This window comes from Domibacillus epiphyticus, assembly GCF_001975785.1.
Lineage (GTDB): Bacteria > Bacillota > Bacilli > Bacillales > Domibacillaceae > Domibacillus > Domibacillus epiphyticus.
On the sequence record NZ_MSFI01000031.1, the window covers coordinates 1 to 14165 of the forward strand.

Sequence of the window (14165 nt, forward strand, 5' to 3'; positions counted from 1 at the left end):
CGAATACCTGGCTTTTTTACTATATGGACTTTTTCAGTGCCCTCCGCAATGCACCGTCTCTTCTTTTTATTGTTCCCGCCAAGGTGCCAATTTTTTCTCAAAAATTTTTAATAATTCAGTCAATAAAACGGATAGCACCATCAATACGACGACATACGCTAAATATTCGGCCGTTTGGAACAGTTCTGAAGCATGTCTGATCGCATATCCGATTCCAATATTCCCAGCGAGCATTTCCGCGACCACTACAGCGATCAATGCCCGCCCTATTGCAAGTCGGATACCTGTAATGATAAATGGAATCGCTGAAGGAAAAATGACTTCCTTAAACATTTGCCGTTCACTTGCTCCGTATGAGCGTGCTGCTTTAATTAACGATAATTCCGTCATTTTCACTCCGGCCATCGTATTAATTAAAATTGGGAATATAGATAAAGCAAAAACCATCATGACTTTTGAAAGTGTTTCTAATCCAAACCATAATACAAACAACGGTGTTAGCGCAATCATTGGCGTCGTATAGAGCGCAGTAACGAATGGATCAAAAGCAAGTTCAAGTTTTTTCCAATACCCCATCATTAATCCTATAGGAATCCCGATGAGTGCCATGGCAAAGCCAAACCCCACCTCCATTCCACTAACCGCCAAGTGTGTGAATACTTCTCCGTTTACGAAAAAATTCTTTGCTTCTATAAAAATTCTGCTTGGCCAGCTGAACATAAACGGATCGATTAAGTTTAACCGTCCGCATGCCTCCCAAATAGTTAGAATGAGAACCAATGTGACTGACGGATAAGAAATACTTTGCGGGATCTTCCTTCCATTTTTTATAGTGGCAGAAGAAATTTTCATATTTCCAGATGCTTGTACTTTTTCCATTACGCTTCCCCTTTCCGGTATTGTCGTCTCACTTCTCCTTTAAGGTGATCCCATATCATTTGTTTATAATGCTGGTATTCTGGCAAAGCTTTCGTTTCCAATGTTCTTGGGTAAGGAATGTCAATTTTTACTTCTTCAACAATTTGTCCTGGCCGAACCGACATTAAGAAAATACGTGTTGATAAAAATACTGCTTCATCAATAGAGTGAGTAATAAAAATCACCGTCTTTTTCTCATGAAGCATAATCTTTAAAACTTCCTCCTGCATGATTTCACGAGTTTGTTCATCTATAGCAGAAAACGGTTCGTCCATGAGCAATACTTTTGGTTCAACGGCAAACCCACGCGCAATTCCCACACGCTGCTTCATTCCTCCAGAAAGTTGATGAGGATATTTTTGTTCAAACCCGTCCAATCCCACGAGCTTTATATAGTGCATCACCTTATCACGAATCTCTCTATCATGCTTTCCTGAAAGCCTCAATCCAAACGCGACATTTTGATAAACTGTTTGCCAAGGCATTAGAGCAAAATCTTGAAATACCATTGCTCGATCCCCATCCGGCCCATTAACTGGTGAACCATTTACATAAATACTCCCGGATGTCGGTTTAAGCAAACCGTCCAGCGTATGAAGCAATGTACTTTTTCCACAGCCGCTAGGACCGATAATCGAAATAAATTCTCCTTCATGAATCTCTCCAGAAACATCTTTCAATGCATGAACTTGATTCGGCTGCCCTTCGTTATAAATGACATTGAGCGAATCAAATTGTAGAATTGGGGTTTTCGTTTTTACAATTGTTTCAGTCATTGAACTCACCTCTCTCAGATTTAAGGGTCAAGCAGTTTCTTAATTGGAAGCTGTCAAATTCTCAATTAATTGATCTGTTGTCACATCACCTTTTAGCATGCCTGTTTCTTTCGTAGTATCGATTGCCCACTGTACACCGTCTATGTTGATTTCTCCCTTATCGGCCAATGATGGCAAGACAAAGTCAAAAGATACTTCAGCATCTGCTTGTTCCATTTGCAGTTCTTCCATAATCAGTTGAACCATTTCATCACGATTTTCCGGTTTTTTAGCGTATTCTGTGGCTTCAGCTATCGCCTTCATAAATCCTTTTGCGGCTTCAGGCTGGCTTTTCAAAAATTCACCATTCGCCATCAGCATATTATGGTTATAGGTTTTTAACTCATCGCGCATTAAGGCTAATTTTTTCATGCCAGATGCATCTGCTTTTAAATCAGTCGGCTGACTTAATATCGTTAGCTTAGCCTGACCCGTAAGTAATGACTGTAAACGAGTAGAATTTTCTCCTGCTTCAATAATGCGAACGTCCTTATCAGGTTCTAAACCATTATTTTTTAACCACCAGCGTAATTGAATATCCGTTCCATTTCCGGTTCTATTGGTCGCGACCACTTCCCCTTTTAAATCCTCTGGTTTTTTAATATCCTGTGTACTATATATACTGTACATTGATTGGTAATCCAGCGTACCAATCATCTTTACATCTGCACCTTGCGCCACCCCTGTGATGACAGATTCAGGCAAACTCGAGATGATTTGAAAATCATTCGTCTGTAAGCCCCGCAGTGCGGTTACGCCTCCTTGAACTTTGGAAAATGAAACATCCAGATTTTGTTTCTGAAAAAGTCCCTTTTTATCAGCTACAAATAACGGAAGATAGCTAGCGTTTGATGATGGAAGGCCCATTTTAATGGCCGTCATCCCTTTACTCTCTCCGGAAGCTTCTTTCACTTCATTTTCTGGCTTCGCGTTATTCGCTCCGCTGCAACCGCTTATCAATAATAAAAAGAGAAGAAAAAAAGCAGCTGCACTTGAAATAATTCTTTTCTTTAAATGATTCTTCATAAACCTATCCCCTCCCGATCCTCTTTTCTTTATGATTCAAATTACTTATTAAAAAGACACTTACATTCCAGAGATTAAGTAACCGCTTACAGTTTTGCATGACTTTCAATCTTGATTCTTTTACGACTGCGTAATTCAAAAATTTTCATTATTGCATTTTAATGTATCACAATTAGTTGAAATGAGAAGAACTGTATTCCTTTATAAGCAATACTAAAAAAAACAAGACAGAAATGAGTCATAAGTTACATCTGCACTGAATTAAATTTCGTTAAAAAAGAATATTTTAATGAAACTTTTTAATCATATTGCCGCTCCCCCTTTGTAATAGAATGATCAAATTTGTTTTTTTATTTTCTCACATACAATGGGGATAAAAATATCCCCGTTCTTTCATGCAGAACGATAATATAAGTTTTCATTAAACAGGAAAATAAACTCAAAAAAGCCTGCAGACAAAATTGTCTACAGGAAGAATGAAGAGGCCACTTAAATTAATACCCCATTCCTAACCGCTCTGTAATTAATCGGCTGCAATTTCTCATCTCTCTTACATATTGCTGTACCTGGTCAGGTTTAAAATGAAACTTCGAACCCGTTACACTAATTGCTGCGATCATTTTTCCTAAATCATTATGTACCGGTACAGCGGCAGAAGAAATCCCTTCTCTAAGTTCTTCTCTTGTAATGGCATATCCTTTTTGCTGGATTTCAAGTATTTGATTTTTTAATTGGAGTGGAGAGGTAATGGTTTTGTCTGTATATGCAGGTAAGCTGCCTTCCAAAACCCGATTAATTTCTTGTTCATTTTGATTTGCTAACAGCATTTTCCCTATTGCCGTACAATGACTTGGCGCCCTGTCACCAATTTTTGAAACGGTTCCATTGTCATCATCATGAACTCGCTTACACAAATACACAATTCCGCCATTATCATAAACAGCAAGCCTTGCCACTTTCCGAAGTGTAGATGAAAGCTTTTCTAATATAGGAAGGGCTACACGTCTTAGTTCCATTGAATGGTATACGGTAAATCCTAACTCAAATGCTGCAATGCCTAAATGATATTTTTGTGTCTCCTTATTTTGCTCAACTAAATTAGACTCGTTCAATGTTTTCATGAGGCGGTAAACCGTACTTTTTGCCAAGCCCAAACGAACACTCAGCTCGCTGATCCCTAATTCAGGCTCTGATAACGAGAATGTTTGTAAAATGCGAATTGCATTATGAACGGAAGACAAGACCTCAACTTTCTGTGACATAAAACCCCCCCTGTAAAATTAAAATTTTTATTTCTGAAATATAATTCAGATTATACTAATAATTCAAATTTAACAGAAAAAAATAATTGATTCAATATAGCGCTGGGTTCATTTCGCAAAAACAAAGATCAGCTCATTATTTGATACGTCATTTCATATAAAAGAACATGCAGGTTGTATAGCGTACACGTCTATTTACAATGAACCTATAAATAAATTTTCAGGAGGTGTGCAGCATGAAGAAGTTTACATGGGTAGACCAAGAAACTTGTATTGCTTGCGGTGCTTGCGGTGCAGCCGCTCCAGACATTTTCGATTATACTGATGAAGGCGTGGCATTTGTTTTGTTGGATAGCAATGAAGGCTCTGCGGAAATTCCGGAAGATTTATTGGAAGATTTAGATGAAGCATTTGAAGGATGTCCAACAGAATCGATAAAAATTGCCGATCAGCTTTTCACAGAAAAGATGAAAATATGGTAAACCCATCATAGACCTAACTGACATACAAAACGAAAGGACCATCACAACCAAATGTGGTTATTGGTCCTTTCGTTTTTTAATGAATCTCGTTTGTTTTTTTCGGGGTACTATCGTTTATTTCTTTTTCTAAAGCGGGCAGCTCCTCTGAATGCTGCCCTTGACTTCCTGTCGCGTGTACCGATTCCGCTTCCATCTTTCTCATACGGGTAAAATATGCTCCCAAGAGGAGAACGATTCCACTTGACCAGAAAATAGCCGAGACACCTGCAGCCCTTCCCACGGCACCAAAGAAAAAGGGGGAAACAAATTGAGAAAAACGATTAAAGGTGAGCCGCATTCCCAATACTTCACCCTGCTTGTCCAAAGGGCTTACGTTCATCGCATAGGTGAGACTAAGCGGCTGGCCGAGCCCTAGACCGATACCCAAAAATAAAGCGATTATGCCAAAAACTATGGGTATCGAGGTTAATTGAATACAGATAAAAGAAATTCCACTGATCACTAAAGTCGCGGTTAAAATCTCACCCCTTCCAAACATTTGAACAAGACGAAACTGAATGATCCTAACGACAATAGAGGAAGCCGCCACCAGAGATAAAACAAGTCCAATATCGCTCGCATTCATGCCTGCCTGCGTGCCTAAAATAGGGAAATATGCGACAAATAAGTCTTTTGAGTATAAAACTAGCCCACTGATGATAAGCGCCTTGCGAAGATTCGAGTGTTTTAACATATTCCATGAAGATGATGTATCCATCCTTTTTTTCATCTGTGAAGCAGCTGCACTTTTCCAAAAATCTTTTGGTACTATCATACAGCTGAGCAATGGAAATAAGACACAGATTGCGGCCATCGCAAAAGTAAAGCGAAAACCCATATATTCGTAGCCAAACCCGCTTGCCATGGGGCCAATCAATTCTCCTATTGACCCGGTAAGGCTAAACATCGTAATTAAATTGTCCCGGTTCCCCGGTAAGTTTCCGACCGTTTTTTGCAAGGAAACAAGGACACAAATTTGACAAAACCCCATTAATAATTGAGAAAAAAAGAGTGTCCAAACAAAAGGGAACAGCATTGGACCTACAATAGACACCAGCATGCCTATACTTCCAAGAAGACACATATGTCTAGCCCCATAAACATCAAGCCATTTTCCAGCCTTTACCGCTAAAAGCATTGGGAAAAATGCATAAGCAGATACTAAAAAACCAATCGTCGCTACTGATGCTCCTTGAGAATCAGCAAATAAAGAGACGATTGGCCGTGTACCCTGTACAGCGATTGAATACAGTGTTTGAATGACTAAAAAGTAAGTAAGAACCACTTAAACTCCTTCCTCCTAAATGAACAAGGATAAAAGATTACAAGCTTCAATACCAACTGTATTGAAGCCCGTTACTTTCATTTATTATTTTTATCGTAAAAAACACTATTTGGATACTCTGCGCAAAGATGGATCGGCAGCAACTTGATGAGACAAATATATTTCTTTTCGCTCCCTTGCTGATTCAAGGACAGCCTGGCATACTTCTAAATTTGCTTTTCCCCATCTTCCATCATGTACAGGAGGCTTGCCAAGAACAACGGCATCATAAAGTTCAGCTATCATGACATCTCGACCCGTCACATTTGGAAGCTGAATTTCATATTTTTCATCTTCACCATAAACAAATAATCCATTGGGCGATTGACGAATATCTCCACGCTCACAGCTCACAACCGTCAAGCCAAAAAATGGCTGATGATGTTTTTCTTCAAAGTAGTTTTTTGATTGATTTCCACCATACCCTTTTTGACTTTTTAATGTCCTTTCCTCATCACTGTTTTTTAATTTCTGAATTGCTTTTCTTGAAGCCGCGTATCCTTTTGGTTTTATGGAAGGACCTCCTTCGCCGATCCCAAACGTAAGCTCAGTAGTAAGAAAATGATCGTAACCATTGTATACAGCTGTCGCTGCAGTCCCGTCTTCAAACTCCAAAAAAGCTGCATGTGCTCCTTCCGTCGGGCGCAATTCATCCCACCGGCCTGTCATGGCTCGAACACTTCTGAGCATGCCGCCGCCAATATACCGAATAATATCAAACTGATGGGAGCCTTGACGATACGTGACTCCACCGCCCAATAAAGTGTCAAGTTCTTCCGGCGTTCTTGGGCGATACATCCAATCATTAAAATACCAGTTGTTGATCATGCGTACTTTTCCGAGCGTTTCTTCCTCAATCATTTCTCTCATTTTTCGAATAGGAGGTTCAAAACTAAACGAATGGCCAACAATCAAATGTATCCCCGCACGTTCAGCAGCGTGAATTAGCAAGTCTGCTTCCTCAACTGACACCGCTAATGGTTTTTCAACAATGATATGTTTCTTAAAATGAGTGGCAATTTGCACATGCTCAACATGTAATTCGGTGGGGCTGGCAATGTAAACAGCATCTACCTGTTCACTCCGGCATAAGTCTTCTACACTCAAATGGTAGTCTGCATTATAATCATGTGCAAACTTCTCCAGCCTCTCTTTATTTCTTCCACTTGCAGCTGTCACGATTACATTCTCATGTTTAGCGATGCTTGGCAGCAACGCACTCCCCGCGTTGCCAAGACCGATAATCCCTATTCTCAATTGAAGAGAATTATAATTCATCATTTCACTCCTTATTCAACAGGTTTTATTTTTATTTATTTCATGATACGGAATGCATTTCATTTTTGTTTTAAGAAATTATAGCACCTTTGCTTTTTATTTTCAATATCATTATTTAAATATTCTGAATAAAATGAAAGCACACAAGCCAAAGTAGCGTTTAGTGTGCTTGCTTTACAAAAATTATTTTACAACCTTTTCAGCATAGGGTAGTGACTGTTAACGTCGCTGTTTCCCATCGCTTCCGATATTTTATATGCCGTAAACATGACTGAATGGATAATAAAAGGCCGTCTCTCTTCTGATAAACGATGGATCGGTCCAGCTGCTGTCACACCGCCTATTAACTTCCCAATATGATTAAAGATAGGGGAGGCAATGGCAAATGAGCCTTTTAGACGATCATCAATAGCAAGGACATACCCTTGGCTGCGGATGACATCAAGCTCTTTTTCCAAAACCCCGATCTCCACCGGCAGCTGATGAAGCTTGTTCGCATCTTCTAAAATTCGACAACGTTCAGTTTCTTCCAAATGAGCAAGAAGAATTTTCCCCGAAGCGCCTACCCATAAAGCATTACGCTGCCCTACTTTCACAATATTACGAATTTGTTCGGAACTTTCTACCATTTCAATACAAACTCTTTGCCCTGATTCGATAATATTAAGATCAACTGTTTCTGATAATTCGTCACACAGCTTTTTCATAAATGGCAAGGCAGTATCTCTAAGTGACATATTTCCCGCCACCACTGCTCCTAAATTAAATAATTTGAATCCAAGACTGTACTTTTGCGTTACATCATCCTGCTTAATGTACCCGCATCGTGCCAGTGTTGCCAATAGACGATAAATCGTACTTTTTGAAAGATTCGTTTGGGCTGCCAATTCCCCTAATGTCTGTTGAGGCTTTTCTAAAGTAAAGCACTCCATAATCCTTAACGCTCTTTCCACTGATTGTACTGTTTGCGTTGAATCTTTCATCAATGCCCCCTGATCTTAGCCCTTATCCTTCATTTCCAATACATCTTGGAATATGTTTTCAATTTCTGCATTTGGATATTTAATATCAGACTTTTTGTTACATTGTATCTTACCATGTGTAAACGCTTTTTCAAAGTCCTCTTCACTCCTGACTGCCATTAAAAAATGATCCCGATAGAAAACGAGATCAATTGGTTTCCTTCAAAATTAGTTTTTTAAATCAATTAGCCTCCCGCTTTCATTACAGAAAATAGTAGATTTCAAACCCTACAACAAACGTTAAGTAAATAAATAACGTCACTCCAGCAGAGTATAAAACGGTCATCTTCCAGCTTTCCCCTGAAATCCATTTTAAATAAAGGAACATAGAAATGAGAATTCCCCAAATCATGCTTGTGACATAGACCAGAGAGATAAACAAGATCATCCAGCCGATAAATAGGTACCTCTTTTTAACGATCTCTTTTTCCTCTCTTTCATCTTCTACACGAGCTACCGTATCATTTTGTAAAATCTGTTCTTTTTTCTCTTTCTTCTTTAATCTTTCCTTAATTCCCGGAAACAAATCATATACCATTTGCCAACCAGAAAATAAGACTAAACAAATACTCATAATTTTTGGAATTAGAGCGATATCATTTCTCAATTCAAGCGTAGCGCTAAATATGAGAAGGCCAAATAGAAAAATCGCTATGGAGAATACATTCTTCTCATTTATTCGAGTCATGCTGCTAACTCCCCTTTAATCTGATTTTTCTTTTTTATTTTTTTAATAAAATGCCAAACAAGAGACGTTATGGTCAATATCACTAATGTAAGCGCAATTGGTCTAGTGACAAACCCCTCCGGACCAAATGTAGCCATCGTTTGATGGTAGGAAGACTCCATCAATTTGCCAAGTACCAATGCGATTATTAAGGCTATTCTTGAATAACCGTATTTCACCATATAGTAGCCAATTAATCCAAACAGTAACGCAACCATTATATCTCCAAACTTTCCGTCCGTCCCATATGCTCCAACCAAAGAAACGGTAATAATAGCAGGAGCCATGATTGAGCCACGGATTTTGGTGACAAAAACAAGTTTAGGTCCTAACAGTAACCCAATCAGCATGGCAACAATTTTCCCTACAATAGCTGCTGCAATTAAAAAGTAGGTAATATCCAAATTATTTGTGAGCATGTCGGGTCCAGGTGTCAGACCGTGAATCATGAGCCCGCCGATCAACACGGCCATCGAGGCTCCGCCAGGAATACCAAATGCCAATGTTGGCAAAAGGTTGCCGCCTTCTTTTGAATCATTAGCCGCTTCTACAGCGATTACCCCTTCAATAGCCCCTTTTCCAAACTTTTCTTTATCCTTAGCCATTTGCACAGCTGTTCCGTAAGCCATAAAACTGGCTACAGTACCTCCAACACCTGGGATCATACCCAAATATATACCAATAAAACAGGAACGTAAAAAAAGCCAAAAATTTTGAAAAACGGATTTTATCCCCAGCCATGTTCCTCCCTTTTTTACTTGAACATCATGTGCAATAGCTGTATTTTGTGTAAACAAAGAAAATGCTTCCGTAATCCCAAACATACCGATGATCACAGCAAGAAGCGGAATTCCGTCCCATAGATAATCCATTCCAAATGTAAAACGGTCTGATCCCATAATCGGGTCCGTTCCAATATAAGCAAACATTAATCCTATTAAACCCGATATTAAACCTTTAAACAAGCTTCCTGTGGTAACAACTGCGATAATGGTTAGACCAAAAATCGCTAACATGAAAAATTCAGGATAAGAAAAAGCAAGGATTAGCTTTCTCGCAACGGGGATCATTAAATCCAACACGATTAAACCAATTAATCCGCCAAGTGCGGAAGCGACCATCGCTGCTGCAATGGCCATTCCCGCCTTCCCTTTTTTCGCCAGCGGAAAGCCGTCAAAAGCCGTTGCAGCGTTTGAAGCATCTCCGGGAGTATTAATTAGAATCGACGTTAGTGAACCGCCAAAATTACTTGCTCCGTAAGCGGAGATGAGTAGCACGATTGCTTGTTCAGGCGTTAAATTAAATGTAAGAGGGATCAGCAGCGCCATTGCTATACTCCCTCCAAGACCCGGCAATATCCCAATAATCAACCCATACAAAACTCCCGCAACCAAGAATAGCATCATATCAATTTGCAGCACGTTCTCTACTTGTGATAGAAACCCCATTAATCCACCTCCAGTAGATGGTTCATATTTTCTTTATTCCCCTTTGTCGAAAAGATTTTTTACAATATCGGTATACTGAGAGTAATCATTCAATAACTTTTCTACCCGTTCTTCTGTCTCTTTTGCATTTAAATAGGAAGGTGTTCGATCCATTTTATCAAGGACTTTATGAAACTCTGGGTCGTCCATCGCCTTTTGGATCGCTTCTTCTAACGTGGCACTGACATCCTTTGGCAACCCTGGAGGTGCACCGATCATTTTATACGTATCAAAGATTTGGTCGAATTCAGGATGACCTAATTCGGATGGAATGGGTACATCAGGGTACTTCGGATTTCTCTCTGTTCCGAACCAAATCGCCGGTTTTAAATCTCCTGACTCTATATATTTCTGTTGGCTTTCATAGGAACCAAATAAAATATCAGCATCACCTCTAATAACTGACAAAACCGCTTCACTTGTCGCTTCATGATTCAATGGCTCCCATTTTACCCCCATCTCTGTCAAGCTAATAGCACCCACTATCGAGTCATTAGAAGCGAGTCCTCTTGTCGAAACGATATATTTTGGCTTCTCCTGTTTCAACATATTTTCTGCTGTATTCGTGCCTTTTGCCTGTACCGAGCCTACATTGTTATCAACTGCAACTGTTCCTAGCCATGAAACCTTTTTCAAATCAAATGAATCCGGCCGTGCAAGCTGAGTAGGAGCAAGCCCGTTCACATCATAGAGTCCAATTGTATATCCATCCGGCTTAGCCTTTTGAATATGGCTCGTGGCAATGACGCCCCCCGCACCCGGCATGTTTCTTACTGTCACATTCACCTTATTCGGCAAATGTTTTTCAATAAATGGAGCGATCGCCTGAGCCCATTCATTAAACCCTCCACCCGGCTTATATCCAACAACTAGTTCAATATTTCTCTCGGGATATGTGCTGGCAGAGTCTACTTTATCTGGTGTACTTTGCGATGAGCATCCGGCAGCTGTTAATCCAAAAGTAAAAACCAGCAACACGTTTAATAAAATTTTTGTTGTTTTTCGCATGCGCTTTCCTCCTTGAGTTCTTAATAGTGCCTCAAAAACCTAGACGATGATCACAAAATATATCCATCTATCAAACGATGACTTTTTTCCATTTCACTCCGTACTAGTAAGCGGACAGACTGCTGCACAAACTTCAACTCATTTTAAGGAAACCGCTTTCAAAAATTGCAACTACTTTTTTGCTTTTCTAAATTGATTCAACTACATTCCTCTCCTTCTTCAAGTTCCATCGCCGTAATATTTTTCATTTCAGTCAACTCCCAGCGGAATCCGCAAGAGTGACACCAGCAAAAATAAACGGATTGTTCCGAACTCCAATATTCCACTATAAAACTGCGTGGATCAATCATCGAATGGCCGCACCGATTGCAGAAATGAACAGGAGAAGCCCAGGAAGCTCCTCCCTCACCATTACGAATGAGAGAGGAATCAACCGCAAAATTGCCATTGATTTGCCTGTTGTCGGTCATGTTATTTAACCCCCACTTTACCAAACAGATCCACGACATCATCGATAATAGGAGAGAATCGCGTCTGAAATCTTTTGAACACGCTTTCAAATCCATCGCTGAAATGGTGCTTTTTCCGCTCTAAAGGCAGAACAATGAACTGGTTATCCTTTTCATTCCGTATCGTGCCAATAGGGTCTTCCCCGCGCTCTACTTTTTCTATTTCTTTTTTTAGCATTTGCCGGTAATAAATGATCCCCTTATCCGTTGTACCAAGACGTTCATCCATTCGATCCGCAATGGAACCCTGTGTAAGCCAGCACATAATATCCTGTCCATCAATATAATCCGTAATAAATTCTCCGGTCTCATCTCGATAAGGCACGTTATATAAAGGGATTTCTTTCAAGTGGTCCGGTATTGCCACCTCAGGACCTGGAGCATATGCCATGTACCATACATGCCATGTTGTTTCATCATCAATTGGGACTCTAATTTGGAACTGATAGGACCCTAATCCACCACTGCCGACGGCAAGCATAAATGGAAAGACAACAGGATGTCCAATGCGCCAATCATCACTATCTTCAGATTGACCTTCCAGGAGCCGGCGTTTCACAATGCCATACTCAAACGAATCAAACGCAATCTTGTTATGTTTTCTCTGAAATGCGACCTCTTGTGTTTCTCCTTTTAAACCTGTTACGTACGCGTGATAATGACCGTGCAGCCATTCCGTATGAATAGGATCTAATGAGTTCTCCATAATTTGCAGCCAATTGCAGGGAAGAACCGCATTTCCAATCATTCGAACGGCATTGCCGACGACAAATCCGTCAAAACGGGGCAGTAAAGGTGCGGGATCCGGTCCCATATAGGCAAATATAAGTCCGCCCATTTCTTGAACAGGATATGCCTTTGTTTTAATTCGGTTTTTAAATGTACTTGTCTCTGGCTCATTTGGCTGTTCTGTACATTGTCCATGCTGATTGAAACACCAGCCATGATATTGGCAGCGCAACCCATCTTTTTCCGGCATTCCGTATACAAGTGACACTTTACGGTGCGGACATTTCTCATTTATTAATCCAAGATTACCGGAAAGATCCCGGTACAGAACCAAATCCTCACAAAGAATTCTCACCTTCTTTGTTGCTTTCTTTTCAAGTTCACTTGTTGCAGCGACCGGAATCCAATACCGGCGTAAAAGATTCCCCATTGGCGTTCCTGGTCCTACACTTGTTAACAGTTTATTTTGCTCCTGGCTCATCATATTGATTTCCCCCTCCTCAAATTAAAGCTCAGAATGATATTTAGAAAAACCATGTATCGTTATTGAAGCAACTCTTCTTGCAGATCACCTTCTATTCCGATTAGAGCACCTTCCTTCAATGCTTTTTCTTCGTGATAGGTCCAAACTTTTTGTATAATGCTCGGCTGCCAGGCCGTATCTCTTGTCCGCACCAAATTTTCTCCGTTAAGCACCCTGATATCATGTCTCAAGAGCATGGCATCGTACTGTTTTTTTGCATTTTCTTCGAGAAAAATTGATTTTGCAAAAGCAGCTTTTACACTTTCGCCTACGGTAACGGTTCCATGATGCCTCAGCTGTATCGTTACTTCATCCCCAAGTAATTCAGCTAATTCTGCGCCCATTTCTGCTGTATTCACTAAGCTGGATTTTTCATAAACAGGTACGTTTTTAACAAACGAACCGATACCAAATACCGGCTTCATTGCAACGTCTGCAATTCCAAGTACGGTTTGATAATGTGGATGGTTATGAATAACACATAAAACTTCACTGCGCCTTTTAAAAATTTCTGTATGGATATGGTACTCACTAGGAGGCTCTGAATCCCCCTCCAAAAGCCTGCCATCCATATCGCACATCACGATGTCAGCTGCGGTTACCGATGCTCTGCTCGCCTTTCGTGAATTAATGAAAAATTGGTCTGTCCCCGCTATCCGATAACTGACATGCCCGTTCATATCAAGAAGACCTATTTTTTCTAACATTCGTACCGCTTTAGCAACGTCAAGTTTCACTACATTTTTATCCACTATGCCCATGAGAGCCCCCTTCTTCTTTTAATGAATCTCTTTGTTTCACGATACGGAATGCATACCGTATTGTGGAGTTAATTATACTATCGTATAAAAAGGAATTCAATACTGAAAATAAAATATTTTCAGAATAAATAGTTTTTTATGATGATGAAAATTCACTTCGTTGTTTTTCTCCATTTATCACTAAAAAGCACCCTTTTTCACCGATATAGTTTTTCACTATTGCGATAAGGGTGCTTTTCTTGTCTTTCATACTTC

14 protein-coding genes are annotated in these 14165 nt (G+C 40.0%); 1 reads left to right on the forward strand and 13 read right to left on the reverse strand.

Going from position 1 to position 14165, the window contains the following annotated elements:
* Nucleotides 1-66: 66 nt before the first annotated feature.
* From BTO28_RS15705 to BTO28_RS15720, 4 genes are all read right to left on the reverse strand, one after another.
* The gene (locus BTO28_RS15705; RefSeq protein ID WP_076768025.1) at nt 67-879 is read right to left on the reverse strand and encodes an ABC transporter permease; all 813 of its coding nucleotides are present in this window, start codon (nt 877-879) and stop codon (nt 67-69) included.
* Nucleotides 879-1694, reverse strand: coding sequence for an ABC transporter ATP-binding protein (locus BTO28_RS15710; RefSeq protein WP_083711700.1), 816 nt, complete (start codon nt 1692-1694; stop codon nt 879-881). Before BTO28_RS15710 ends, BTO28_RS15705 begins: the two co-directional genes overlap by 1 nt.
* Before the next feature lie 39 nt (nt 1695-1733).
* On the reverse strand, nt 1734-2759 hold the full coding sequence (locus BTO28_RS15715) for an ABC transporter substrate-binding protein (protein ID WP_076768028.1): 1026 nt from the start codon (nt 2757-2759) through the stop codon (nt 1734-1736).
* 494 nt (nt 2760-3253) lie between these two features.
* Nucleotides 3254-4021 (reverse strand): IclR family transcriptional regulator, encoded by a 768-nt coding sequence (locus BTO28_RS15720; protein ID WP_076768030.1) that lies wholly within the window; start codon nt 4019-4021, stop codon nt 3254-3256.
* 236 nt (nt 4022-4257) lie between these two features.
* Here BTO28_RS15720 and BTO28_RS15725 point away from each other — a divergent pair, with 236 nt between their 5' ends.
* On the forward strand, nt 4258-4503 hold the full coding sequence (locus BTO28_RS15725; RefSeq protein WP_076768033.1) for a ferredoxin: 246 nt from the start codon (nt 4258-4260) through the stop codon (nt 4501-4503).
* Nucleotides 4504-4579: 76 nt separating this feature from the next.
* Here BTO28_RS15725 and BTO28_RS15730 read toward each other — a convergent pair whose 3' ends face one another.
* The 9 genes from BTO28_RS15730 to BTO28_RS15770 form a co-directional block, all read right to left on the reverse strand.
* Nucleotides 4580-5827, reverse strand: coding sequence for an MFS transporter (locus BTO28_RS15730; RefSeq protein ID WP_076768035.1), 1248 nt, complete (start codon nt 5825-5827; stop codon nt 4580-4582).
* A gap of 105 nt (nt 5828-5932) precedes the next feature.
* Nucleotides 5933-7144, reverse strand: a complete 1212-nt coding sequence (locus BTO28_RS15735) for a Gfo/Idh/MocA family oxidoreductase (protein WP_233129903.1) — start codon at nt 7142-7144, stop codon at nt 5933-5935.
* Nucleotides 7145-7332: 188 nt separating this feature from the next.
* Nucleotides 7333-8127, reverse strand: coding sequence for an IclR family transcriptional regulator (locus BTO28_RS15740; RefSeq protein WP_076768039.1), 795 nt, complete (start codon nt 8125-8127; stop codon nt 7333-7335).
* Nucleotides 8128-8368: 241 nt separating this feature from the next.
* A complete protein-coding gene (locus BTO28_RS15745; protein WP_076768041.1) occupies nt 8369-8854 on the reverse strand; it encodes a tripartite tricarboxylate transporter TctB family protein in 486 nt (161 codons plus the stop codon).
* Nucleotides 8851-10341: a tripartite tricarboxylate transporter permease gene (locus BTO28_RS15750; protein WP_076768043.1), complete on the reverse strand. Its 1491-nt coding sequence runs from the start codon at nt 10339-10341 to the stop codon at nt 8851-8853. The genes BTO28_RS15745 and BTO28_RS15750 overlap by 4 nt, the downstream gene beginning before the upstream one ends.
* 33 nt (nt 10342-10374) lie before the next feature.
* On the reverse strand, nt 10375-11388 hold the full coding sequence (locus tag BTO28_RS15755) for a tripartite tricarboxylate transporter substrate binding protein (protein ID WP_076768045.1): 1014 nt from the start codon (nt 11386-11388) through the stop codon (nt 10375-10377).
* 197 nt (nt 11389-11585) lie between these two features.
* Entirely contained in the window at nt 11586-11858 is a 273-nt protein-coding gene (locus BTO28_RS15760) for a hypothetical protein (protein ID WP_076768047.1), read from the reverse strand.
* A 1-nt stretch (nt 11859) separates the two neighbouring features.
* A complete protein-coding gene (locus BTO28_RS15765; protein ID WP_076768049.1) occupies nt 11860-13110 on the reverse strand; it encodes a Rieske 2Fe-2S domain-containing protein in 1251 nt (416 codons plus the stop codon).
* Between the two features lie 59 nt (nt 13111-13169).
* On the reverse strand, nt 13170-13910 hold the full coding sequence (locus BTO28_RS15770) for a class II aldolase/adducin family protein (protein ID WP_076768050.1): 741 nt from the start codon (nt 13908-13910) through the stop codon (nt 13170-13172).
* Between the last annotated feature and the right edge of the window lie 255 nt (nt 13911-14165).